Raw genomic sequence first — 24,472 nt, forward strand, 5'->3', positions numbered from 1 at the left:
AGCGGTGGGAGGAACAGGGGATCAGCCACGGGCAGTGCCGTGTGCGGTTGCATAGGCCAGGACCCCGGGTACCGCCGCAGAAATCATGTCCCAACTGGCTTGGAAGTCGTGTTCGTCGCCGTACCAGGGGTCATAGATGCCCTGAGTTTGGGGGTTTTGCCCGGCCATGGCGGGATCAAAGGATCGCAGCATGTGGACCTTGGCGGCAGCCTCCGGGGAAGGGGCCATGGCCTTCAGGGCGTCGAAGTGGTCCGTGTCCAAGGCCAGGATCAAATCCCGTTCAGCGAACCAGGCGGTCTGGAACTTGCGAGCCACGTGGGCTGTGGTGTGAATGCCGTGGCTGTTCAAAACGTCCAGTGTGCGCGGATCCATCGGGTTGCCGACTTCCCAGGCGGTGGTTCCCGCCGAGTCAATCACCACGTCCAAGCCGGCAGCCTCTGCGGCGCTGGCCAGCATGAACTCTGCCATGGGGGAGCGGGCGATGTTGCCGGTACAGACGGCGATGATCCGGTAGGGATTGGTCATTGGATCAGTCTATCGAGGCGATACGGACGGTAGGGCTCGTCTCTACGGCTCCGATGACCTAAGTGACCGTGGTTTCAGGTCCACGGCTGGTGGCCGGTGACGTGCACGTACTGGTTTTTCCACCGCAGTCGCTTGATCCCCATCACGAGTGCCGTGACCCCGAGCCCACCAAACATCAGTAGCATCATGATTCCCGCGGCAATGGCGCCGCCGCCCCGGGTAGGGGAGGAGGCCACAGCTATGGCGAAAATGGCCACGCCGCTAGCCATGAGGAATACCGCGAAGAGGATCAAGCCTAGAGGGCTGCGGATCTTTGCCCGCGAACCGCCGGGTTGGCTCATGTAAGCAAAGGGTTCGCGCGGTATTTCTTGGCTGGGGTTCGACGGCTCAGTCATGGAGGTCCTTTGTGCTTACTTGTTGGTGTCTTACTCCCACTCAATCACGACGGGCAGCGGCTGCCTATGGGGTGCTGTCCCCATGCGGCTCGGCCGAGCGCCGTTTAGACGAGCGCCAGCAAAATGCCCACGCCGATGAACAAGATGCCGAAGATTCTGTTGAGAATCAGCTGCCCGCGCTCGCTGGTAGTCAGGTGCTTGAGCTGTTTGGCTCCAGCGGCGAAGATGAACCACATGACGATGATGTCGATGACCACCACGGTGGCCGTAAGGACCACGTACTGCGGCAGCAGGGGCTGGTTCGGCCGAATGAACTGCGGCATGAAGGCGAGGAAGAAGACAATCGCCTTGGGGTTGAGTAAGTTCACCCACAAGCCGCGCCGGAACATGGAGAACCCGGACTCCACCGCGGCAGGTGACGCGCCGTCGTCGTTCTTCTCGGCCTTGGCCAGCAGCTTCCGGATACCCAAATAGACAAGATATGCGGCACCGACATAGCGGATCAGGTGAAAGAGGAAGGGTGAACTGGAGACCAGGATGCCCACACCGGCGGCCACGATGATCACATGGATGACCAGGGCCACCTGCTGGCCCAAGATGCCCCAAAAGGACCGTTTGAAGCCGGAGGTGAGCGCGTTGGACATCGTGTTGATGGCACCCGCGCCGGGAGTCAGGCTGATCATGGCGCCGGCGCCAGCAAGGGCCAGCCACAAAGAGAATTCCACTCGCCCAGCATACGGTGCGCGAAGAGGGTGACGTCACCGCTTCCTGTGCGTTCTTGGTGCTGGGAGAATGGCGGCATGGACTTTGAATTACGCACCATTGCCGGATGCCCGCACGAGACCTCGGCAGGAGAGTTGTTTGCCCGCGCTGTAGCGCTTGAAACCGATGGGCAGACCGTCCCGGCGCTGCGCCAGGTCAACAGCGACGCCGAGGCGCTTGAGCTGGGGTTTCATGGCTCACCCACGTTCACGGCCAATGGGGAAGATCTCTTTCCCTCGAACACCGAACCGGCGGTGAGCTGCCGCGTGTACGCCACCCCAGACGGACTGGCCGGCCAACCGACGCTGGAGACGCTCCGTGCCGCAATCCAGACGGTGTTGGCCAAACGCTAAGTGGAGCGCCCGGCTGCCCCGTTTCGGATGGCCCGCTCCAAGCTGCGATCGGGTACCAGCCAGATCGCGGCCACCACGGTGTAGGCGGCCAAGCCGAAAACGGGTGAGATGAAGGTCAGGGCGCAACCGGCCACATAGATGACGGGGGAAATTCGGGCCTTGAGGTTCTTTCCAAGGGCCGTTGCCAAGGGGCCATCCGGGCCCTGTTGGCGCACAAATCCCGTTTGCAGGATGGCGTAGGCGACGGCTGCGAGTAGCAAATTGACGCCGTAAATGAAGACCGGGACCATCGCGAACCCGGATTCATCCATCCATCGGGTCATGAACGGCACCAGCGACAGCCAAAAGAGCAGGTGCAGATTGGCCCACAGAATGCCGCCGGTGACCTCGTTCGCCAGTTTGATCAAATGGTGATGGTTGTTCCAGTAGATCCCGATGTAGATGAAGCTCAACAGGTAGCTCAGTAGGGTCGGAAAAATGCTGGCCAGACCCGCCCAGTCGGCAGTCTCCGGGGTCCTGAACTCAAGCACCATGATGGTGATGATGATCGCCAGGACCCCGTCACTGAGCGCCTCAAGCCGGTTCTTCTCCATCCGTCCCTCCTCGTTGACTCGGTCAGTGTGGGGTTCCGAGCCAAGGATTAAGCCCTGGCGATGATTTCCCCGTTGGGCATCAGGAACCAGCCATCGTGGGAGGCGCCCCATTTCCGCCAGCTGGCGCTGATTCGGGCCAAGGTGGAGGTGTCCGCCAAACCGTAGGCCACCGCCTGCTCCGCAAAGGCCGAGCCCACCACCCTGTCCGCCCAGACCCCTGCAAGCCAGTCGCGCTGCTGCGGTGTTGCGTACAGCCAGTTGGCGGACGACGGCGCCACCTCGGTGAATCCCGCCTCTTGCGCCCAGTGGATCAAGCGTCGGCCGGCGTCGGGTTCTGCCTGGTTGTGCCGCGCCACCTGCTGGTACAGCGCCATCCATTCGTCGAGTTCGGGCAGCTCCGGATACCAGGACATGCCATGAAAATCCGCGTCCCGGACGGCCACAATGCCGCCCGGTTTGGCTACCCGGCGCATCTCACGCAATGCCGCCACGGGGTCGCTCAAATGCTGCAGAACCTGGTGGGCATGCACCACGTCAAAGGAATCATCCGGGAACTCGAGTGCATAAATGTCGCCGGTGTCGAAGCTGAGATTGTCCAGATGCTGCGCGGCGGCCAACGCCGTGGCGGCGGCAACCACGTCGGGCGACATGTCCAGGCCCAAAACTTCGCCCGGTGCCACGAGGCGGGCAAAATCGGCGGTGATGGTTCCAGGGCCAGAGCCGACGTCGAGCACGGTCAGGCCGTGACTGAGGTGCGGAATGAGATACGCGGCGGAGTTTGCCGCAGTTCGGGAAGTGTGTGACCTCAACACGCTTTCGTGGTGGCCGTGGGTGTAGACGTCGCCGGATTTGGGTTGCTCGCTCATGCGAGCAGACTATTCCCGCAGGGCTTCCATCCACCAGGCGCTTCCATATTGTGAGATTACGAGTCCAGAATGTGGACTTTTCCTCTAATGAGGGGGTCGTTGCCACGCTGGGTGCGCAGATAACGCGACTTGTGGGCCTCAAAGTCCCATTAGCTGCGCACTCACTGGGGCAGGCTCGATTCAGTCAACGACGGCGGCGACGGCCTCGATCTCGACGAGCTGCTCGTCGTATCCCAGCACCGTGACGCCTAGTAAGGTGCTCGGAACGCTGTGTTCACCAAAGCCGTCGCGAACTACGTCCCAGGCGGCTACCGGATCGGCTCGCTTGTTGGAGGCAACCAGTACGCGGGTACTAATGACATCCTCGAGGGTGGCCCCGGCGGCACGCAGTGCGGTCTGCATGTTTAGAAGGGCCTGCGTCGCTTGGGCGGCGTAATCGCCCACGCCCACCGTGAACCCGTTTTCATCCAACGGGCAGGAGCCCGCCAGGAAGATTAGCCGCGCGTCGCGTGGAGCGGTCGCGGCATAGGAATATTGCGCGTTTGAAAGTTCACTCGAATTGATGAGTGTTATTGATCGGGGCATTCTTGTCCTAACCGGGGAGTGGGACTTTCATGCTATCGAGGTGACTCGCGCCACCAAATTTGACCCGCCGGCGTCGTTCTTGTTCGCCAAAAGTGAAAGTTGAGTCAACTACGCTCAACTTCACTTGACATGAAAGCGAGGCTGAGTAAAGTTGAGTGCAGAACGCTCAATACCGCTGGTTGAGCGAACCGCCACTCGGGCGGAACTGTTTAGGCAGCGGCTCATGAAAGGAACCACACTTATGTCACGTGCCGTAGGTATTGACCTCGGAACCACCAACTCTGTTGTATCCGTCCTGGAAGGTGGCGAGCCCACCGTTATCGCCAACGCTGAAGGCGGCCGCACTACCCCCTCAGTTGTTGCCTTCTCCAAGAGCGGCGAAGTTCTGGTCGGCGAAATCGCCAAGCGCCAGGCCGTCAACAACATTGACCGCACCATCGCCTCCGTCAAGCGCCACATGGGCACCGACTGGACTGTCGACATTGACGGCAAGAAGTACACGGCGCAGGAAATCTCCGCCCGCATCCTGATGAAGCTCAAGAACGACGCCGAGTCCTACTTGGGTGAAAAGGTCACCGACGCTGTTATCACCGTCCCGGCCTACTTCAACGACGCCGAGCGCCAGGCCACGAAGGAAGCCGGCGAAATTGCTGGCCTGAAGGTACTGCGCATTGTCAACGAGCCCACGGCTGCTGCCTTGGCCTACGGCCTGGAAAAGGGCAAGGAAGACGAGCTCATCCTGGTCTTCGACCTCGGTGGCGGAACGTTTGACGTTTCCCTGCTTGAAGTTGGCAAGGACGAAGACAACTTCTCCACCATCCAGGTTCGTGCAACCGCCGGTGACAACCGCCTCGGTGGCGACGACTGGGACCAGCGTGTTGTTGACTACCTGCTGAACCAGCTCAAGGTCAAGGGCATTGACCTGTCCAAGGACAAGATCGCCCTGCAGCGTCTGAAGGAAGCTGCTGAGCAGGCCAAGAAGGAACTCTCCTCGGCTTCCAGCACCAGCGTTTCACTCCAGTACCTCTCTGTCACCCCCGACGGCCCGGTTCACTTGGACGAGCAGCTGACCCGCGCCAAGTTCCAGGAACTGACTGCTGACCTGCTGGACCGCACCAAGAAGCCGTTCAACGACGTCATCAAGGAAGCCGGCATCAAGGTTTCCGACATCGACCACATCGTGCTCGTTGGTGGATCCACCCGTATGCCCGCCGTTTCTGAACTGGTCAAGGAATTGGCTGGCGGCCAGGAGCCCAACAAGGGCGTCAACCCGGATGAGGTTGTGGCCGTTGGTGCTGCACTGCAGGCTGGCGTTTTGAAGGGCGAGCGCAAGGACGTTCTGCTGATCGACGTCACCCCGCTGTCCCTGGGTATCGAAACCAAGGGTGGTGTCATGACGCACCTGATCGAGCGCAACACGGCCATCCCCACGAAGCGTAGCGAGACCTTCACCACCGCTGATGACAACCAGCCGTCAGTGGCCATCCAGGTCTTCCAGGGCGAGCGTCAGTTCACCCGCGACAACAAGCCGCTGGGCACGTTCGAGCTGACCGGTATTGCTCCGGCTCCGCGCGGCGTCCCGCAGGTTGAGGTCACCTTCGACATCGATGCCAACGGCATTGTGCACGTGTCCGCCAAGGACAAGGGCACCGGCGTCGAGCAGTCCATGACCATCACCGGTGGTTCCTCGCTTTCCAAGGAAGACATCGAGCGCATGGTTCGCGACGCTGAAGAGCACGCAGCCGAGGACAAGACTCGCCGCGAGGCAGCCGATCTGCGCAACAGCGCCGAGCAGCTGCACTACTCGGTGGACAAGGTTCTGGCCGACAACGATGACAAGCTGCCCGAGGACGTCAAGACCGAGGTCAAGGCTGATGTCACCGAGTTGAAGACGGCCCTGGCCGGCGACGACGACGCAGCCGTGAAGACCGCGTTTGAGAAGTTGCAGGCTTCGCAGTCCAAGTTGGGCGAGGCTATCTACGCTGCCTCCGCCGCTGAGGGTGCACCGGCCGACGCCGGAGCTTCCGAGGGCGCTGCATCGGATGGTGCCGCTGACGAGGACATCGTTGACGCCGAGATCATCGACGAAGACGCAGACGAGAAGAAGTAATCATGTCTGAGTCAGTAAATCCCGAAGAGGTCCCGGACAACGGAATCCCCGAAGGCGATGCGTTGTCCCAGGCAGAGGAGATCCTCAACGGCGTTGAGGTTCCTGCCGAGGACGCCGTTGCCCAGGGTGCGGCTCCCGACGACGCCGCAGAGTTGAAGAACGACCTTCTTCGCCTGCAGGCCGAGTACGTCAACTACCGCAAGCGCGTTGAGCGGGACCGGGCAGTGGCAGGACAGATGGCCGTTATCGGTGTACTGAACTCGCTGCTCCCCGTGCTCGATGGCATTGATGCAGGGCGTGCCCACGGCGACATCGTTGATGGTCCGTTCGCGGCCATCGCGGCAAAGCTGGAAACCGCCTTGGCAACGTACGGTCTGGAGAAGATTGACGCCACCGGCGTTCCTTTCGATCCGACCGTGCACGAGGCGCTGATTCAGCAGCCGTCGGCCGAGGTTGAGGTTGACACCGTCAGCCAGGTCCTGCGCAACGGTTACAAGTCCGGCGAGCGTATCCTGCGCGCCGCTCAGGTGATCGTGGCAGTACCCGAGTAACAACCATTGCTTGGGCCTGTCGAAACCTTCAAGTTTCGACAGGCCCAAGCAGTAGCACTATCCCCACAAACTTTTAGAAAGGAGGCGTCTTGGCAAGTCAGGACTGGGCAGAAAAGGACTTCTACAAGATTCTCGGTGTATCCAAGGATGCGTCGGAGGCCGACATCAAGAAGGCTTATCGGAAGCTGGCTCGAAAGTATCACCCGGATACCAACTCCGGTGATCCTGCCGCGGAAAAGACTTTCAAGGACGTCTCCGAGGCGTATTCCGTGCTCTCCAGCAAGGATGATCGCGAGCAGTACGACGCCATCCGTGCCATGGGCGGCGGAGCCCGATTCAGCGCAGGCGGTTCGGGTGCTAGCGGCGGCAGCGCCGGGTTCGAAGACGTGTTTGGCGACCTTTTTGGTGGCGGACGCGGCGGCCGGGCTCCGCGCGGAGGTTCCCAGGGCTTCAACGGCCAGGGACTTCCACCGGAATTTGCCGACCTCTTCGGCGGAGGCGGAGGTGGTGGCGGCTTTGGCGGCTACCAACCCCAACCCACCAAGGGTGCCGATCGTACGGCGTCGACCAGTATTTCCTTTGCAGGCTCCATCCACGGCACCAAGATTGGTCTGCGCGAACCCAACGGGGACGTCATCGACGTGCGTATTCCGGCGGGTATCAAGGACGGCCAAAAGGTCCGGGTCAAGGGTAAGGGCCAGCCGGGCGCGGCCGGTGCCGGGGACCTCATGGTCACCGTCAACGTCAAGCCTCATGACTTCTTTGTCCGCGACGGAAACAACATCCGCATCCATGTGCCGGTGACGTTCCCCGAGGCGGCCCTGGGCGCCAACATTGACGTTCCCACGCTGACCGGCGAGACCGTCAAGGTGCGGGTTCCGGCCGGAACTCCGTCTGGGCGCACACTGCGCGTCAAAGGTGCGGGCGTGAAAACGTCCAAGGGCGACGGAGACCTCCTGGTCACTATTGACGTGGCCGTGCCGCAGAAACTCAGCAAGGAAGCCGAAGAGGCGGTACGCGCATTCGCCGCGGCCACAGCCGACGCCGACCCCCGCGGAGCGTTGAAAGAAAAAGCCAAGCTTTAGTCCCCACCCGCACCCTAACCTCGTACCTCGGCCAGGGAACCCTGCGGGCGTGGGCCCAGCCGGCCCCTCCCACTGCTCGCAAGCTCACAGCGGGGCCCTCGCGCTTGTGGGCCCAGGCCAGGGGGCGGGCGGGTCGCCACCACTAGGAAGGAGATTGCAATGATTGTTGACCCGTACACGCCCATCTTTGTGATCTCCGTGGCGGCGGAACTGGCTGATATGCACCCGCAAACTTTGCGCCAGTACGATCGTCTGGGCATCGTGATGCCCAACCGGGCCCCGGGCCGGGCCAGGCGCTATTCGCAGCACGACGTCGACATGCTCCGTGAGGTGCAGCGGCTCTCACAGTCGGGTGTTTCTCTTGAGGGAATCCGCCGCATCATGCAGTTGCAAAACCAGGTAGATTCGCTTCAAGCCAAGGTGGCCGAGCTCAGCGAACTGCTGCAAGTAGCGACGGCGGAGGCCGACGCTCGTCCGTCGCGTTCCAACAGCCGCGTGTTTGCCGCGGGCCTGACGGGTGATGACATCGTTGCACTTGCCCGCGGCCAGCGCCCGCGCCCGCGCAGCCAGGCCGTGGTGGTCTGGCGCCCGCAGCGCTAGGACTTAGCAGTCCCACTGTTCGGCGGAGTAAAAAATGGCCGTTCCAGGCTGCCACGGCAGCCTGGAACGGCCATTTTTGGTTTCGGTTCTGATTAGACGCGGCGGCGGCGTGCCGCCAGGCGGCTGGCGAATCCGGCCAGAAGAAGCAGTGCGCCCGTCGAGGCAATCCAGGTCGTGGCGCTCGCCCCGGTGTTGGCGAGGGCGTTCGCGGCTACGGGCACGACGGCGGCGGCGGCAACCGCTGGGGCGGCAGTTACGCCGGAACCGGGCTGTGATCCGGAGCCTGTATTGCCAGCGCTGGCGGCTTTCACGTCGAAGTAGGCGGAGTAAGAAAGGGCGGGATGGTAGCCCTCCGGCAATTCACTCAAGTCGGTGAATATCGAGTATTCACCGTCGGGGGCTTCTGACGGAATGACCATGGTCAGCATCACTGCGCCGGAGCCGTCAACTATCGCGGTGCCCGCTCCATGCCTTCCGGCAGAGCTCTGAAGGGTGGCGGTCAGTTTCGCACCGACCGGCAGTCCGGACTGCGACACGACAATTTGAGTTCCCGGCGTTAAAGTGGTGCCGTATGCCACCTTGAGGCCTGCAGGGGTATTGAAATTCGGTGCGAAATTGTAGTTGTAATTAGGGGGCTGCGGAGTGGCCCACGCGTACTCCCATCCCGCAGGGGAACCCACTGCGTTGACCGGCCGGATCCTGAAGACGTAGTCGGTGTTATTGACCAGACCCGTCACAGTGAAAGGAGATGCAACCGCGATCGAAACGGTGGACCAGAGATCTTCGGCAATGTTCTGCGGGGCGTCGTAATTGGTGACGGCAAATTGCACCGTATACCCGGTGATCGGAGCTCCGCCGTCCGCAGTTGGGGCGCCCCAGCTAAGGGTGGTGCTTCTCGGTTCGGCGTTCGTAGCGCCGAAACTTGTGACGCCGCCTGGGACTGTAGGTGAAGCCAAATATGCCGTATTCGCGTAGAGTCCCATGCCAGCGCTGTTCCAGGCTGCCACACGGTAGTAGGTGACCTCACCTGCTTCGGTTGCATCGTCGTTGTAGCTAAAGACGCCAGCCCCGAGAGTGGCAAGAACTCCCCAGTCCGTGGTGCTCGTGCTTTTTTCCAGGACGTAGCTTGTGATGGCCTCACCGCCATTGTCGGCGGGTTCTAGCCACGAGAGTGTCGCGCCTCCACTGGCAGGGTCCAGGATGGCCATCAGTCCCGTCGGTGCACCCGGCGCTGACGGCGGGAGGACGAAGGGCGTGGCCACGGCGCAGTCCGTGCCACAGTCGGTGGGATCTGTTGTTGCGAAGGCCGGGCTTGAGAGCCCCACCGTGGAGGCGAGGAGAAGCGCGGTGGCGCTACTCAGGGCAAGAAAACGACGCATGGGAGTCCATTTCGGGGTGAGACCGGTGCCGCACAAACAGTTCCCCCCCGTTTGCCCGCGCAGGGACCGAAACGGACCCGTGGAAAATCCTAGCTGGCGACTGATAGCACGCCACCAATGTGACCCCGATATACGACAGTGTTTCGTCGGTCCCCCCGTTTTCAGCGGAAACTAGTCGCGGAACAGGCCGGCAAGGTCTGTGGCTGTGAGTGCCCCGCCCGCCAGGGAATCCCCGCTCATTACGTCGGAGAACAGCTGCGACTTCTTCGCCTTCAACGCCATGACCTTTTCCTCGATGGTGTCCTTGGCGACCAGCCGGTAGACCATCACATTCTTCTTCTGGCCGATGCGGTGGGTGCGGTCCACGGCTTGGGCCTCGGAGGCCGGGTTCCACCACGGATCCAAGATGAACACGTAGTCGGCCTCGGTCAGGTTCAGGCCAAAGCCACCGGCCTTGAGGCTGATCAGGAACAGCGGCGCCGTGCCGGTCTTGAACTCTTCGACCACGGCGGCACGGTTTCGGGTGGCCCCGTCCAGGTAGGTGAAGTCGATGCCCTCAGCGACCAGGCGGTCGCGCACCTTGCCCAGGAAGCCGGTGAACTGGCTAAAGATCAGGGCGCGGTGGCCTTCCTTGACCACATCCTCGAGCTGTTCAAACAACACATCGAGCTTGGAGGAGCGCACACCTGCCTGGGTTTCATCCACGAGGGACACATCCAGACTCAGCTGGCGCAGCAGCGTCAGGGACTGGAAAATGGTGAACCGGTTTTTGTTTACATCCTCCAAAAGACCCAGAATCTTGGCCCGCTCGCGCTGCAGATGCGTCTGGTAAATTTTTTGGTGGCGCGGGTTGAGCTCCACCTCAAGAATTTGTTCCTGCTTGGCCGGCAGATCCTTGATGACCTGTTCCTTGGTACGGCGCAGCATCAGCGGCTTCACCCGGGAACGGAGCCTGGTTAGCAGCTCGTTGTTGCCATTCTTTTCAATGGGGCGCTGGTAAATCTCGGCGAAACGCTTGGGGCTCGGGAAGAGCCCCGGGGCCACGATGGAGAGCAGCGTCCACAGCTCCATCAAGTTGTTTTCCATGGGTGTACCGGTGACTGCCAGCTTGAACGGGGCGTTCAGTTTCCGGGCACACTGGTAAGCCTTGGATTGGTGGTTCTTCACAAATTGGGCCTCATCCAGGATCAGGCCGGCAAACGGCTGCATCCCGTACTCGGCGAAGTCGATCCGGAACAGTGCGTAGGAGGTGATGACAATATCCGCACCAGCAAAGAACGTGGCAGAATCCAGCCCGCTCTTGGCAAAGGTTTCTGAGACCGTGACAACCTTCAACCCCGGGGCGAACTTGATGCTTTCACTGGCCCAGTTACCCACCACCGACGTCGGCGCCACCACCAGGAAAGGCTTCTTGTTGCCGCCGTCGGCCTTGACCTGGCAGATCAGGGCCAGCGTTTGCACTGTTTTACCAAGGCCCATGTCGTCGGCCAGTACGCCGCCTAAACCATGGGTGTACAGGAAGTGCAGCCAGTTGAAACCCTCCAACTGGTAGGGGCGCAAGGTGGCGTTCAGGGTTTCCGGGGTGGGCAACGGCTCCGTGGGCCCGCCCTCCAACAGCCCCGAAACGGCCTTCCGCCAGGCCTCTGCCTGCTCATCCACAATGCCCAGCTGGGCCAGTTCATCCCAGAGCCCGGCCTGGAAACGGCTGATCCGCAGGGCGCCGTCCTTGTTGTCGTTGAGCCCGCGAGCCTCGTCAATAAGCGCCCGCAACTGGTGCAATTCGGGGCGGTCAAGGGAGAAATAGGCGCCGCTGGGCAGCAGCATCCGCGAGTTGCCGGCGGCCAGTGCCGAGAAGACGGCGGCGAAGGAGACAAACTGGCCCTCCACCGTGATGACGATGCCCAGATCAAACCAGTCACGCTCGTCGGTGGCGTGCGTGGAGATCGTCACGATCGGCGCCTCGGTGACCTCGCGGTAGTTGGCGGGGTCACCGCTGGTCTCCACCGAAACGCTGGGGAGTTCGCGCAGGCGAGGCAGCACAGTCTCGCTGAACGTCATGGTGTCCAGCCCTGTCAGGGATGCCGAACCGGCCAGGCGGGGCTCGCCCCATGCGCTGTTGGCGGCCACACCCATGGCCGTGATTTCTTCCCACGGGCGGCCCACGCTTGCGATGATCCGTTCCTCGGCGGCCGCATCGCGGATAGCGGACTCGCCCAGCTCGGGCCACAGCGGACGCGAATTGATCCGGTTACCCACAGGGTAATGCCACTCCCAATGCAGGCGCATGGTGTGGTCATCCCCGTAGGCGGCCAGCAGCGAAAGCGTCGGCTCAACATAGGCGGGCAGCTCTACTGAATGGTCAGCGGAAACCACCGGCGCCGTCTGCTTGAGCTGGGGGTAGAACTGGGTGAGGAACTTTTCCTCGCCGTCGGCCGGCACATGGACGGCCTCCTTGCGCAGGGCGAAGTCCAGCAACTGCGGGGGAGTGTTGGCTGACAGAGGAGCCAACGTGATGGTTCCGCGGACGACGGCGTTGCGCCCGGACGTGCCACTGCTCACGTTTGACGTGGTGTCAGGATGGTCACTGAAAAACAGGCCATGAGCAGGCGTTCCAATGATGCCCACCACGGCTTCCGTTACGGGAACCCCACCTGCCTCGATGAGGGATCCCACCTCCAGGCCGCCGGTGTCGGACCGGGAGATATCAAGCTGGACCGTGGCGTCATCCGTTGAGATACGCACGGGATCCCCGGTGCTTGACTGGACCAGTGCCACGCCGTATTTGTGGGCGTCAGCAAGTAGCTGCCACAAGTTGCGACCGGCAAAGTCGTTGACGGCCAGCCAGGATGCGGCGCTGCTGTGGCTGTACTGGCGTGGACTGTGGGAGGTCAGGAATTCGCTGAGCCATTCCAGTTGGGTAGGGTCGTGCTGGCGGCCGTAGCTCAGGTAGCCCAGAGTGTTCCAGCTGATGCCTGTCTTGACCCATTTTCCGCGGGTCCCCATAACCACCGGGCGCACATTCAAGATGGGGGCCGACGGTATTTTTCCGCCCTTGCCACGGTAGGAAAAACGCGGCGGTGGAACCTGTAGCTCAAATTGCAGGCCAAGGGCTGGGGCGTCGGCATCGGGGACGGCGACGGCGGCCGGCAACAATTCGCTCAGCGAGGTTTCCCAGTCCGGGGCCTGGGACGGTGCAGCCGAACCATCAGGCTGGCCTGCGGCTGGCTTGCTCGCCTTGGCTCCCTTGGCGTTGGCGAGCAGCGTTTCCAAAAAGGTGGGTTCGGCGGGGGCAACTTCCGGGACAAAGAAGTCCTGGAAGTTGGGATCGGATTCGGCTGCCGCAATCAGCGCCACCACGTGCTTGCAATTCTGGCGGACCGGGCAGTTGCAGATGCCCACCCGGCAGGCCACCACGCCGTCGTGCTCGCGAACAAGCTTCGCCGTGGAACGGTACAAGCTGGTGCCCATGACTTTTCCCGAGAGCAGGCCGGTGCCAGGCTCCAGCATGATCTCGCTTACCCTGCCTTGATCGGCGTAGGCGCAGCCGGCGGCAATGGAATTATCGGTGAACTCGGCGATCCGCGTCAGCAGTTGCGAACCGGCAGAGGAATACGTCACAGAGCTTGCTTCCTTACGGAGTTGTGCGGCTCTTAGTCGGTGAACCACATCTAAGCAATCTTAGGCGGGATTGGTGTCCAGTTTCACCTTGTAAGTTCCGGGCGCGCCCAAAAGCCACATTATTTCCGTGACCTTTGGGCGTTGGAACGGCCCTCCACTGCTATTTGCGGCGGAAGGTCAGGTCGAAGATGACCCGACCAGCCTTGTGAGCCTTGTTCTCAAAGCTGGTCAGGATGCGCCCGTCAAAGCGCGGAGCCCAGCCACCCACGGTGTCCGGCTCGTCGCTTTGCTCGCAGTCCACGCCGCTGAGCCGCGCCTCCGTGAGCGGGCTGTCGGCACCGGTGCGTTCGCCGTCGTGCACGTTGGCAAAGTCTGCGGAACTGGCGCCGACGTCGCGAATCTGCTCAGCGTAGGTGGACCAATCGGTGGCCAGGCGCCACAGGCCGCCTTCCGCCAAGACCCGGGCCACCAGCGGAGCGAAGGTGTCCTTAACCATGCGGCGCTTATTGTGCTTCGTCTTGTGCCACGGGTCCGGGAAGAACACCCAAACCTGGCTGACCGAACCGGCCGGGAGCATGGTGGAGAGGACCTCCGGGGCGTTGGCCTGCACCACGCGGACGTTGTTGAGCTGCGCGGTGACGATCTTTTGGATGGTCTGGGCCAATCCCGGCGTGTAAACCTCCACGGCCAGGAAGTCCTTGTCGGGGTTTTCCTTGGCGGCGTGCACCACGGCGTCCCCCAGTCCCGAGCCGATCTCAACCACTAACGGGGCTACGCGGCCAAACTCGGCCTCGGCGTCAAAAACGTAGTCGGGGTGGACGGAGGTGTCCGCAATGTGGCGGGGAACATCCACGGCCAGGGTGTCGGAGTGGTCATTCCAGGCCTGCTGGCGGCGGCCCTGCAACCGGGTTCCGCGTCGCACAAAGGACACCGGCTGGGCGCGGTAGGTACCCTCAGCGGCCTGACTTCCCGGGGTGATGGGGCGGGCTGAGCCGTCTGCGGTACGCGGTGCGCGCCCGTCCGCCGGCAATTCGGCGGCGGAAGCTGGTGCGGCGGGGATCTCGGAGGCTGGGTTTTCACTCATTGCTTTAAGGGTACCGGCCCACGAGTGCACTGCCACCGCCGGTAGCTGGAACACTTCCCAGACAGGATCCTTCCCCTATGCGTGAAACCGGGTCTCGGTCTTGCGCCGGTGAACAACATGCGTCCAGTCCGGCTCGAGTCCAGCGCATAAGGTGCGGGGGCTGGACCGCCGCGGAAGGTGAGTTGCGGCACTAACGTGATGGTCCGGCGTCGTGCCGCTGTTAGAATGGAACTACTTAATGTGCATCTTGCGCATTCTGCGTCGATGAACGCATGCAACTTGTCCCGCAATGATTTTGCTTCAAGCAACTCGCGGTTGACACGCTCTGGCATTGAATCGGCGAACCCGGGCTCAAAACTGATCCCGGGACGTTGAACCGCCTTACGAAAGATTCTCTCTTTACATGACAACTTTTGCTGCCCTTGGTGCGCCCAAGGAAATCGTTGCTTCACTCGCCGCTCAGGGCATTGAAGAAGCATTCCCCATCCAGATCAAGACCCTGCCGGACACCCTGGCCGGTCGCGATGTTCTGGGTCGCGGCCGCACCGGATCAGGCAAGACCATTGCCTTCGCTATCCCGCTCGTTGCCCGTCTGGCCGAGCGCGAAGCACCGTACTTCCGCAAGCCCGGCAAGCCGATGGGCCTGGTGCTGGCACCCACCCGCGAGCTGGCCACCCAGCTGAACAACACCATTGAGCCACTTGCCAAGGCCATGGGCCTGAACACCACAGTCATCTACGGCGGTGTCTCCCAGGCCCGTCAGGAAAAGGCCCTGCGCGCCGGCGTTGACATCGTCATCGCCTGCCCGGGTCGCCTTGAAGACCTCATGAAGCAGCGCATCGTCTCACTGGAAAACGTTGAGATCACCGTGCTGGATGAGGCCGACCACATGGCCGACCTCGGCTTCCTGCCCGTCGTCAAGCGCCTCCTGGACACCACCCCCACCCAGGGCCAGCGCATGCTGTTCTCCGCCACCTTGGACAACGGCGTGGACAAGATTGTTCAGCGCTACCTCTCCAACCAGCTCACCCACTCGGTGGACGAGCCCGTTGCGTCGGTGTCCACCATGGAGCACCACGTCCTGGTGGTCAACGACCAGACCGTCAAGAAGCAGGTCATCGTAGAGCTGGCCTCCGGCGAAGGGCGCCGCATCCTGTTCATGCGCACCAAGCACCACGCCCGCAAGCTGGCCAAGACCCTGACCGACGCCGGCATCCCCGCCGTCGACCTTCACGGAAACCTGTCACAGAACGCACGTGATCGGAACCTGGCCGAGTTCTCCACCGGCGACGTCCGCGTCCTGGTTGCCACCGACGTTGCCGCCCGCGGCGTGCACGTTGACGACATCGAACTGGTCATCCACGTTGACCCGCCCACAGAGCACAAGGCATACCTGCACCGCTCCGGCCGTACGGCCCGTGCAGGTTCCGACGGCGTTGTTGTCACCTTGACGCTTCCCGAGCAGCAGAGCGACGTCAAGAAGCTCATGAAGGCAGCCGGCGTTGACGTGAACTTTGAGCGCGTCACCGCCAGCTCACCGACCATTGCCAACCTGGTGGGCGATGTCGCTGACAAGATTGACCCCCGCACCCGCGCAGCTTTGCTTGCAGCGAAGCAGCCGGCCCAGGGTGGGGGCACCTCCAACGGCGCCAACGCCCAGCGCAAGCGCGCAGTCCGCTCCGGTGCAGCCCCCACAGCCGGTGGCCGTGGCGGCCGCGGTGGACGCGGTCGCGTTTCAGGCGACGCCCCCGCCGAGGGAAACCGTTCGGAGCGCCGTGAAGGCCAGCCGCAGAGCGCCCGCTTCGGCGGCGCAGGTGGCGGCGCAGGCCGCCCGGCACGCTCCGGTGAGGGCCGTCCGGCCCGTTCAGGTGAAGGCCGCCCGGCCCGCGACGGCGACGTGGCCCGCGGCAACCGCGCAGGCCAGGGTTCCGCACCCCGCGGTTCCTCGCACAACAACGACGCCCCGCGCAGCACTTCACGCGGCGCCGGTCAGGGTGGGGCCGTCTGGTCCTCCAATACCGGTGGCACCTCAGGTGGCAGCTTCAACTCCAACGGTGGCGGCGCAGGCCGTCCGGCACGTGCCGGTGGTGGCGCTCGTCGCGCCTCGGCTCCTGCATCCAACCAGCGCCGCGGGCGCTAGTCCCCACGCCCTCCCAGAGCTCGTGCCTCGCTCTGGGGCCCTCGGGCGCGTGGGCCCAAGGTTCGGGTCCCTGACTGTGGGCCCAGCCACCGCATAGCGTTCGACGCCGGTACCCTCCTGGGGTGCCGGCGTCGTGCTTTAAGCTGGCCCCTACGCCGAGACAGACGGAAAGTGCCGAAACCGACGTTGCGGATCGTCTGTCTCGGCACGGCTCCGTCTTACTCGGCGTCCGGGGCTGGAAGGGCACCGGCCTTGGCGGCGGTCGCGGCAAACCTGCCCGCGGAAATGGTGGCGGCCGCAATGGTCACGAGGGCGCCAAGGACCAGCGCCGACGGTTCACCCGGGGCCAGCAGGTTTTGCTGAATTCCGATGGTTGCCGCGGCGATTGGCACCCCCAGTTGCGAGGCTGAGAGGACACCTAACGGCAGGGGCAGGCCAAAGAACTTGGTGATGGAATGGACCGCGATGGCGCCCAGACCCAGGGCAAGCCCGAGCAGGATCATGGCCGGATGCGCAGCGAGTTCGTGCAGGTTCAGGGAGGCACCCAGCCACAGGAAGAACAACGGTCCCAGAAAGCCTTCGGTGACGGCAAAAAGCTGACGAGCCAGGCGGCGGGGCTCCCCGGCGGCTGAAACGACCAGCCCGAACACAAAGCCGGCCAGCATGATGGAAACGTGGCCCCAAACGGCCAGTCCGGCTAGGGCAAACAAGATGATGAGCTGGATACGCAGCTCGAGGGCAAACTTTCTGGATTCGGACACCTTGTGGATGCGGGCCCGCAGGCCGGTCCGTTCGCCGTGCCGCAACACGAAGAACACTACGGCGGCGCAGGCCAACACCGCCAGGGATCCCAGTGCCGCACGCCCTGCAGTGCTGGGGTCAAGGGCAAGTGGCAGCGCAATAATTGCAAGCGTGTCCGCCAAAGCCACCTGGGCCGTCATGGCCAGTACGCTGGGCCCGGCCAGACCCAGCGAGCCAACGATTGGCAAAACTAAAGCAGCGGACGACGACGCCAGCAAGACTATGTACAACGACGCATGACCGCTGCCAAATACACTGGCCAACGCTATGCCGACGGCAGCAGCCGCAACAGAAACAGCAAGCAGGCGAAGTGCCCCACGGCCCAGGGCGGAGCGAATTTCAGCGTCCCGGACCGGCACATGGGTGCCGGCAACGAACATGACCAGTGCGAACCCCATGTTCGCCAAGAAGGTAAACGTGGGGTCGGTGGAATCCACCAGGTTTAGGGCGGTGCGGCCAATAATGATGCCAGCCAGCAGCTCACCAATCACCACAGGAAGATGCCACTTTTGCGGCAGTGCCAGCAAGGGCCCCAGTAGGGCTGCCACGCAAATCAGGGCCAGGACGGGGAAAGTCATGCCCGAATCCGGCCGGCCCAGTGTGTACGGTGTTCTTCCATGTGCCCATTGTGCATGCCGTGACGGCGTTCCCCCATGAACTGGGCGCCGGGCGTTGCGGTAGCTGACTAGACGCTGACCTGTTGGCTTGCAAGATTTCTCTTGCACCCGTGCCGGTAACGTCCTAGCGTGGGGGCAAGGCCGTCACGGTCTAAGGAAGTAACTATGGAGTGGGAGCTGCGGCCATGAGTTCAGACGACGTGGAAATTTCAACCCGGCTCCGTCCCGGTGAATGGACAGAGGAAAGCTTGGCGACCTTAGTTCAGGAGTATCAACACAAGATCGCCGAGATGGGCGCCACCCCGGCGGAGATCAAGACCCACATTGAACACACGGAAGCAGGCGGCGTTAAGGTTCGGGTGGAGTGGGAAAGGGTTTCTGAAGAGTAATGAGGCCTGGTAACGCATTCACTCCACGATATAACCGATGGGAGCTGCGACCACTGGATTAGTAGCCACCGAGGCGCTTGGCGTACTTGCCCAGAAATCTCGATTGATTATTGGCAATACCTATGAAAGGCAACTTCCTCGCTAACGCTTGTATGCATGAACCCGATGGACTGCCGCGCTCATGCACACGTGGAGTGATGCTCTAACTAAATTGTCTACCTTTCGTGGACCAGTTGACTTCGGCCCGGGGGGTTCGCACTGTGGATCTCGGCGTCCATCCGGTGCCAGTGTCAAACGCTGCGACGAGCAGTGTGTTCGGCGCAGCGTTTGACGCCCAACTCAATCTAGAAGCTAGTGATTACCACGCGCGTCATCGATGGATCCCTGAGCGCTTCGTAGCCTTCCGCTATCTCGTCGAGTGAGATCTCTTTTGTCACGAGGTCGTCGAGGTTCATGCGCCCCTGCAAGTACAGTTTCGCGTAGTAAGGAATGTCGCGCTTAACGTTTGTGGCACCAGCGTTCACGCCCTGGATGCGCTGTGACCGAAGAATGGCCTTCGTTATGGGCAGCGACACCGACATTGTCGGATCGGCTGCACCTGTCAGCGCTGGTCGCCATGCTCGACTGACACGATCCCTAATGCCAGGGAGCAAGCAGTGAGTGGCCCCAGCATAATTGCTGGGGCCACTCACTGCTTTCAGACCGTGGACCTCGAATCGTTGATTGCCTGAAGCTGAGTGAGCTGTTCGGGCGCGATCTGGCCGAATCGGTTTACCCGAACATCTAGCGCAACGGCACCTCCGTTGGAGATGGCATTCGTTGCCCATGCTACGAGGCTGGAGGTCTCATGGTTGGTGCCATTGTTGCCCCACCCTCCCCATCCGCCGTCGTTTTCCCCTAGATACGTGAAGGCGAACCATTGGACTGTTTTCTCGTCGTCGGCCCATCGGCCGGCCGCTGGCAAGGGTCCGATGGTGTTCATTTCCCCGGGCGAATAGTCATCGTATTCGGTAGTGCCGGTCAACGTGTTGGCCCCAATTCCGGAGTTCAGGGTAATGACCCGATCGGGGTTTCCCGCCTTGAGGGCCGAGGCTAGTGAGGCCCAGCCGACGCTGCTTCCAGGCGTCTCATACGCTGGCCACATGTCGGGGAAGACGCCGTCTATCCACCATCCGTCGAGGCGGTCACCGAAGTGGAGCGACCAGTCACGGATAATTGAGTGCCAATTTGCCATGGATATGGGATTGGGCATATCAACTTCCGGTACTCCACCGAGGCGCTTCGTTATTTCATAGTCACCGTCGCCCAGATGCGCCCTTGTTGGCACATTTGCAGGGATGTAGGCCATGAACTTAATTCCCTTCGCGTGGAGGGCATCGGCGATCTCGTTGGGCAGATCTCGGCTACGCGGGCTTCGGTCACCGGGAGCTAAGCCGGCGATCTTGTCGTATTGCGGGTTCGGGCTAAGAAAGTAGCCTGAATTTTGGCCCAAGGTGAGCAGGACGAATTTGACTCCGGCGTGGGCAATGTCTTCAGCGTAATGCTCGACGTCGAATGTTGCCACGAGATCATCCCACGTCTCGTCGGGTTGCCATTCTTCCTCGGGGTCGGTGGCTACCCGGTTGATGTAGTCAGAGAGGAAGTGGTGTGAGATTCCGAGGCCGGCATCGGCCATCCATTCGGTGTTCGGATTGTTCCCTGGAGGAAGCACGGTGAGTACTTCTGAGCGCGCTGTTTCGGTACCATCAGATGTACTGGCGACTGCCATGATCTGGGCGCCCTCCATCAATGCTGTAACTACGAGGTTGTTGCCGACAGTGGCCGTTACCGGAACGAATTTTGAGCGACCTTTGGGTGCGACTAGCCACTGGACTGAGGAGCCTTCGGGGACAGAAGGGATTTCGAGTGATCCCTTCGGCAGTGGTTTTCCTAAGATAGTAAGCGTCTTCATGGGTTCCTTTCTGGCGACGCTGCGAGGCGTCAGATTCAAACGGGGTCGGGGCAGGACGAGGATTTTTGGTTCGCTACCCAGTAACAGGCAACCTGGTGCCGATCGCCGATTTCGGTAGCGCTGGGGAATGCTTCGCTGCATGCTGCTGTCGCGAATGGGCAGCGGGGGGTGAAGCGGCAGCCGCTGGGCGGAGTGATGAGGTTTGGTGGTTCGCCGGGTGCAGGGCGTTCCGCGTGCGAGCTGCGGAGGTTGTTCTCGCGGAGTTTGTCAGGGTCGGGAACAGCCCCGATGAGTTCTCGGGTATAGGGGTGTCGTGGACCGTTGATCACCTCTTGGGCCGATCCGGATTCAACGATTTGTCCGGCATACATAACGTGGATGTCGTCGGCCAGGTACCTTGCGCTGGCAATGTCATGTGTGATGTACAGTATGGCGAGTTGGTCGACGTCACGTAATTCGATCAAGAGGTTAAGTATGTCCAGACGCATTGAAACGTCGAGCATTGAGATCGGTTCGTCGGCAAGGAGCACACGGGGTTCCACGGCAAGGGCGCGCGCAATTGACACCCTTTGCCGCTGGCCACCGGAGAGTTGATGGGGCATCTTGTCGATAAAATCAATTGTTGGTGTGAGCTTCACCTTTTCCAGTAGTTCGTGGATTCGCTGTTCAACGGCTTGCCCGCGTTTGGCATGGCCATGAATGAGTAGCGGCCGTTGGAGGTGATGACGGACGGTTTTCATGGAGTTCAATGAACCAAAAGGGTCTTGGAATACCATTTGCACGGCGCGGTTGTAGTCACGTCCGAGTTTCTTGGAATCGACAGGAACTTCGTCGAGCAGGATCGTTCCGCTGGTGGGTTGGTACATGCGGGCAAAGAGCCGGGCAAGGGTGGTCTTACCCGAACCGCTCTCACCAACCACTGCTGTGATCTTGCCTGGAGTAAGTGCGACCGACGCGGCGTCAAGGGCATGCACGACTTGATTTTTGCCAAGCCCGCCACCTACTGGAAAGTTGATCTTCAGATTCACTGCCTCAAGCACGGGCTGTTCGCCTGAGCGACGCGGTGGCAGGGTTGCATTTGTAGTCATTGGATCACCATCTCTTTCGGATTGGCACCCTCATATTGGTGGCAAGCGACGCTGGTTTCACCGATCTGGAGCAGCTCGGGTTCATCACGGTCGCAACCATCGAATTTTAGTGGGCATCGGGGGTGGAATGAACAGCCTGATGGGGGATTTCGCAGGTCCGGTGGTGCGCCTGGAATTCCGCGCAGGGACACTGTTGTCTGGCTCAGTGGTGGGAATGAATCCCGCAGCCCGACGGTGTACGGATGTTGTGGCGCGTTCCAGATTTCTTCCGCCGCCGCAACCTCGATGATCTTTCCGGCGTACATGATGGCGATCCGGTCTGCGATTTCGACCAGGAGTGAAAGATCATGGGTGACAAACACGATGGCGAACCCGAATTTTCGCTGCAGGTCGAGAACGTTGGCAAGGATCTGCCGTTGCATGACGACGTCGACGGCGGTGGTTGGCTCATCCATGACGACCAGCTCGGGGTCGCAAGCCAGTGCCAGCGCAATGGTTGCACGCTGCCGCATCCCTCCGGACATTTCGTGTGGGTAACTGTTTGAACGGTTGGGCGCAATGCCTACGTTCTTGAGTAGCTCATGCGTTTTCTTCTGTGCAGCAGCTTTCGAAAGTGTTGTGTCGTGCGTTTGAAGAACGTCGATGAACTGATCCCCGAGACGCATCACCGGATTCAGCGCTGTCATGGCGCTCTGCAAGACAAGGGAAATTGAGGTCCATCGGAGCGGGCGAAGTTCAGCCTCACTTTGGGAGACAAGATCGGTGGTTTTGCCTTGCCGGTCAGTGAAGAGCACCGACCCGGACGTTGTAACTGCTGGAGGGCGGTCCAACCGAACGAGAGATGTCAGGAGTGTAGATTTTCCTGACCCTGATTCACCGGCGAGCCCAACGATTTCACCTCGGCGCACATTGAGGGAAACTTGCTTGCAGGCAACCACGTTGCCCCGATCGGTTACGTACTCAACGGTCAGGCCCGATATTTCCAGCACATTTTCGCTAGATTGTGGAGATTTCGGAGTCCGCTGTACGCGTTTTTTGATCTTCTGGAATGCGTTGAGCTGGCCACGAGACAGCCCTGATAGACGCGGATTGTAGGACTGATCGAGAGCAAAGTTAATTAAGGCGACTGAACCGCCCAGTGCAACGATGCACAGCCCGGGGGGAGCGAACCACCACCACATTCCGCCCAACAAGGCGTTTTGTGCTTGGGCTTGACTGATCATGGTTCCCCAGCTGACGGTGTCCACCCCGGAGAGGCCAAGAAACGCCAGGCCCGCTTCCGAAAGGATTCCACCGACGAAGCCCATGAGCAGCATGACTGTGACCCAGCCAGTCAGATGGGGCAGAACTTCCACGATTACTACGCGGATACGGCTTTCACCGATCATTCGCGAAGCCTGGACGAAGTCCCGATTTCGCAAGCTCAGTGATTGTGCTCGCAACGCCCGTGAGCCACCGGCCCAGCCGAAAACGGCAATGATCGTTCCGATCAAAACTGGGCCGGCGTTTGAGGTGTATCCGGCGACGATGAGGATGAGTGCGAATCCAGGGAGTGTGAGGAAGATGTTGGTGACAGCTGTGAGTGCCGAATCGATGCGGCCGCCCAGCGTACCGGCGGTGACTCCAATGATGATGGCGATCGCCGTGCCCAATAGGGCGGCTACAAGCCCTGCGATCATGGACTGGCTTGCACCAGCAATGAGTTGGGCAAGGACATCTTGGCCACTGGATGTGGTGCCCAGCAGGTGGGCACTGCTAGGCGGTTGGCCGAATGCCTCTAAATCTATGGCCAGAGGATTCTGATGCAACACGTGTTCGTTGATTAGCGGACCGAAGATTGCAATGGCCGTGAAGAAGAGTGCAATAAGGAGTCCGGCCTGGGCGCGCCGGTCAGATAGTGCGTTGCGCATGGGTGTTATCCGTCCTCACGAGTGCGCGGGTCTAGTAGCGCGTAGGTTGAATCGGCAATGAAGTTCGCAATGAGAACTGCAAATGTGGTTAGGAGAAAGACGGCTTGCATCACGGGGTAGTCGCGTTCGGTGACGGCGCGGAAGAGCAAGCTGCCCATTCCCGGGTAGCCGAATACGACCTCGGTTAGCAAGGCACCGGCCACGATGCCGGCGATCGAGAGGGCCAGTCCGGTAAAGCTGGGCAGGATCGCATTTCTCGCGGCATAGCGGAACATGATCCGACGAGGTGAGAGCCCTTTTGCCTTTGCCAGCAGGATGTAGTCCTCGCCAAGCGTTGTGACCATCATGTTGCGTTGTCCGATGACCCATCCCCCGAACGTCGAGAATATGATGGTCGCGGCCGGTAGGAATCCGAACTTCAGGATGCCCAAGACGTATAGAAGGCTGAACCCTGGGACGATTGAAGGGTCGTATCCGCCGGCGATGGGGAACCAGCCGAGGATGATCGCGAAAAACCAGACGGCGAGAACAGCCACCCAAAAGTAGGGGATACTGCCGAGAATTGCTGCTGCCGGTGTGAAGAAGCTATCTGCTCGTCCTCCCGCTTTCCAGCCCAGTGAAATTCCAATGGTGACACCAATGGCAAAAGCAAGAACCGTGCTTATTCCTACCAGGAGGACGGTCCAAGGTAGGGCAGCGAATACCAATTCGCTCACGGGGGTCGGATATTGCGAGGTTGAAACACCCAAATTTCCCTGGAATATTTGTCCAAGATAGGTGAGGTACTGTGCCGCCAAGTTTTGGTCGTCACCTCCAAAAAGGGCACGGACGTTCTTGACAGTCTCCTCACTTGGTGCGATGCCGGTTGTCTGTTGGATTTTAAGCAGCAGCTGCGTGCCTGGGTCACCGGGCATTAGCCGGGGAATTATGAAGTTTAGGGTAATCGCGACGGCGGCGACCATCAAGTAGAACCCCAGACGGCGCCCTAGCCGCCGCAGCCCTTGGTGGGATGCGACCAGCTTGACGACAGCAGCATCCGGCCGACTCTTGACCAATGTAGTCCCACTCCC

Annotated in this window: 21 protein-coding genes; 7 read left to right on the forward strand and 14 right to left on the reverse strand. The window is 61.2% G+C overall.

The genetic code is table 11. The features are described 5' to 3' along the window. Window positions 1-21: 21 nt before the first annotated feature. The 3 genes from CXQ94_RS00190 to CXQ94_RS00200 form a co-directional block, all read right to left on the reverse strand. Window positions 22-525, reverse strand: a complete 504-nt coding sequence (locus CXQ94_RS00190; RefSeq protein ID WP_104086215.1) for a low molecular weight protein-tyrosine-phosphatase — start codon at window positions 523-525, stop codon at window positions 22-24. Between the two features lie 74 nt (window positions 526-599). Beyond that, window positions 600-920, reverse strand: coding sequence for a hypothetical protein (locus tag CXQ94_RS00195; protein ID WP_104086216.1), 321 nt, complete (start codon window positions 918-920; stop codon window positions 600-602). A gap of 104 nt (window positions 921-1,024) precedes the next feature. Beyond that, entirely contained in the window at window positions 1,025-1,645 is a 621-nt protein-coding gene (locus CXQ94_RS00200) for a LysE family transporter (protein ID WP_104086217.1), read from the reverse strand. Window positions 1,646-1,720: 75 nt separating this feature from the next. Between CXQ94_RS00200 and CXQ94_RS00205 the strand changes: the two genes are divergently transcribed. Continuing rightward, entirely contained in the window at window positions 1,721-2,035 is a 315-nt protein-coding gene (locus CXQ94_RS00205) for a hypothetical protein (protein ID WP_104086218.1), read from the forward strand. Here CXQ94_RS00205 and CXQ94_RS00210 read toward each other — a convergent pair. The 3 genes from CXQ94_RS00210 to CXQ94_RS00220 all read right to left on the reverse strand — a co-directional run bounded on the left by CXQ94_RS00210 (window position 2,032) and on the right by CXQ94_RS00220 (window position 4,079). Beyond that, a complete protein-coding gene (locus CXQ94_RS00210) occupies window positions 2,032-2,628 on the reverse strand; it encodes a TMEM175 family protein (RefSeq protein WP_104086219.1) in 597 nt (198 codons plus the stop codon). The genes CXQ94_RS00205 and CXQ94_RS00210 overlap by 4 nt on opposite strands. A gap of 47 nt (window positions 2,629-2,675) precedes the next feature. Continuing rightward, complete coding sequence (locus CXQ94_RS00215; protein ID WP_104086220.1) at window positions 2,676-3,494, reverse strand: methyltransferase domain-containing protein; 819 nt, start codon at window positions 3,492-3,494, stop codon at window positions 2,676-2,678. A 180-nt stretch (window positions 3,495-3,674) separates the two neighbouring features. Continuing rightward, on the reverse strand, window positions 3,675-4,079 hold the full coding sequence (locus tag CXQ94_RS00220) for a RidA family protein (protein WP_104086221.1): 405 nt from the start codon (window positions 4,077-4,079) through the stop codon (window positions 3,675-3,677). Window positions 4,080-4,320: 241 nt separating this feature from the next. Between CXQ94_RS00220 and dnaK the strand changes: the two genes are divergently transcribed. The 4 genes from dnaK to CXQ94_RS00240 all read left to right on the forward strand — a co-directional run bounded on the left by dnaK (window position 4,321) and on the right by CXQ94_RS00240 (window position 8,425). Continuing rightward, window positions 4,321-6,189 (forward strand): molecular chaperone DnaK, encoded by a 1,869-nt coding sequence (gene dnaK, locus CXQ94_RS00225; protein WP_104086222.1) that lies wholly within the window; start codon window positions 4,321-4,323, stop codon window positions 6,187-6,189. A 2-nt stretch (window positions 6,190-6,191) separates the two neighbouring features. Beyond that, window positions 6,192-6,740, forward strand: a complete 549-nt coding sequence (locus CXQ94_RS00230) for a nucleotide exchange factor GrpE (RefSeq protein ID WP_104086223.1) — start codon at window positions 6,192-6,194, stop codon at window positions 6,738-6,740. An 89-nt stretch (window positions 6,741-6,829) separates the two neighbouring features. Further along, complete coding sequence (locus CXQ94_RS00235) at window positions 6,830-7,825, forward strand: DnaJ C-terminal domain-containing protein (protein ID WP_104086224.1); 996 nt, start codon at window positions 6,830-6,832, stop codon at window positions 7,823-7,825. Window positions 7,826-7,984: 159 nt separating this feature from the next. Next, on the forward strand, window positions 7,985-8,425 hold the full coding sequence (locus CXQ94_RS00240) for a heat shock protein transcriptional repressor HspR (protein ID WP_104086225.1): 441 nt from the start codon (window positions 7,985-7,987) through the stop codon (window positions 8,423-8,425). A gap of 92 nt (window positions 8,426-8,517) precedes the next feature. Here CXQ94_RS00240 and CXQ94_RS00245 read toward each other — a convergent pair whose 3' ends face one another. The 3 genes from CXQ94_RS00245 to trmB all read right to left on the reverse strand — a co-directional run bounded on the left by CXQ94_RS00245 (window position 8,518) and on the right by trmB (window position 14,506). Then, on the reverse strand, window positions 8,518-9,804 hold the full coding sequence (locus CXQ94_RS00245; protein ID WP_104086226.1) for a fibronectin type III domain-containing protein: 1,287 nt from the start codon (window positions 9,802-9,804) through the stop codon (window positions 8,518-8,520). A gap of 171 nt (window positions 9,805-9,975) precedes the next feature. Then, window positions 9,976-13,422, reverse strand: a complete 3,447-nt coding sequence (locus CXQ94_RS00250) for a DEAD/DEAH box helicase (protein WP_258066512.1) — start codon at window positions 13,420-13,422, stop codon at window positions 9,976-9,978. 160 nt (window positions 13,423-13,582) lie between these two features. Further along, window positions 13,583-14,506, reverse strand: a complete 924-nt coding sequence (gene trmB / locus CXQ94_RS00255; protein WP_104086764.1) for a tRNA (guanosine(46)-N7)-methyltransferase TrmB — start codon at window positions 14,504-14,506, stop codon at window positions 13,583-13,585. 403 nt (window positions 14,507-14,909) lie between these two features. Between trmB and CXQ94_RS00260 the strand changes: the two genes are divergently transcribed. After that, on the forward strand, window positions 14,910-16,646 hold the full coding sequence (locus tag CXQ94_RS00260) for a DEAD/DEAH box helicase (RefSeq protein ID WP_104086227.1): 1,737 nt from the start codon (window positions 14,910-14,912) through the stop codon (window positions 16,644-16,646). 218 nt (window positions 16,647-16,864) lie between these two features. Here the strand turns inward: CXQ94_RS00260 and CXQ94_RS00265 are convergent, their stop codons facing one another. Then, entirely contained in the window at window positions 16,865-18,025 is a 1,161-nt protein-coding gene (locus CXQ94_RS00265) for a cation:proton antiporter (protein ID WP_104086228.1), read from the reverse strand. Between the two features lie 224 nt (window positions 18,026-18,249). Here CXQ94_RS00265 and CXQ94_RS00270 point away from each other — a divergent pair, with 224 nt between their 5' ends. Continuing rightward, window positions 18,250-18,453: a hypothetical protein gene (locus CXQ94_RS00270; protein WP_104086229.1), complete on the forward strand. Its 204-nt coding sequence runs from the start codon at window positions 18,250-18,252 to the stop codon at window positions 18,451-18,453. A gap of 697 nt (window positions 18,454-19,150) precedes the next feature. Here the strand turns inward: CXQ94_RS00270 and CXQ94_RS00280 are convergent. Genes CXQ94_RS00280 through CXQ94_RS00295 form a run of 4 tightly spaced genes read right to left on the reverse strand, consistent with a single transcriptional unit; the run spans window position 19,151 to window position 24,316 of the window. Further along, a complete protein-coding gene (locus tag CXQ94_RS00280) occupies window positions 19,151-20,404 on the reverse strand; it encodes an alpha-L-fucosidase (protein WP_181034007.1) in 1,254 nt (417 codons plus the stop codon). Between the two features lie 35 nt (window positions 20,405-20,439). Then, window positions 20,440-21,492, reverse strand: a complete 1,053-nt coding sequence (locus CXQ94_RS00285) for an ABC transporter ATP-binding protein (protein WP_104086232.1) — start codon at window positions 21,490-21,492, stop codon at window positions 20,440-20,442. Beyond that, complete coding sequence (locus CXQ94_RS23000) at window positions 21,489-23,402, reverse strand: dipeptide/oligopeptide/nickel ABC transporter permease/ATP-binding protein (protein ID WP_258066513.1); 1,914 nt, start codon at window positions 23,400-23,402, stop codon at window positions 21,489-21,491. The genes CXQ94_RS00285 and CXQ94_RS23000 overlap by 4 nt, the downstream gene beginning before the upstream one ends. Before the next feature lie 5 nt (window positions 23,403-23,407). Beyond that, the gene (locus CXQ94_RS00295; RefSeq protein WP_258066514.1) at window positions 23,408-24,316 is read right to left on the reverse strand and encodes an ABC transporter permease; all 909 of its coding nucleotides are present in this window, start codon (window positions 24,314-24,316) and stop codon (window positions 23,408-23,410) included. Window positions 24,317-24,472 lie beyond the last annotated feature (156 nt).

It is taken from the genome of Arthrobacter sp. GMC3, from assembly GCF_002929305.1.
Taxonomy (GTDB): domain Bacteria; phylum Actinomycetota; class Actinomycetes; order Actinomycetales; family Micrococcaceae; genus Specibacter.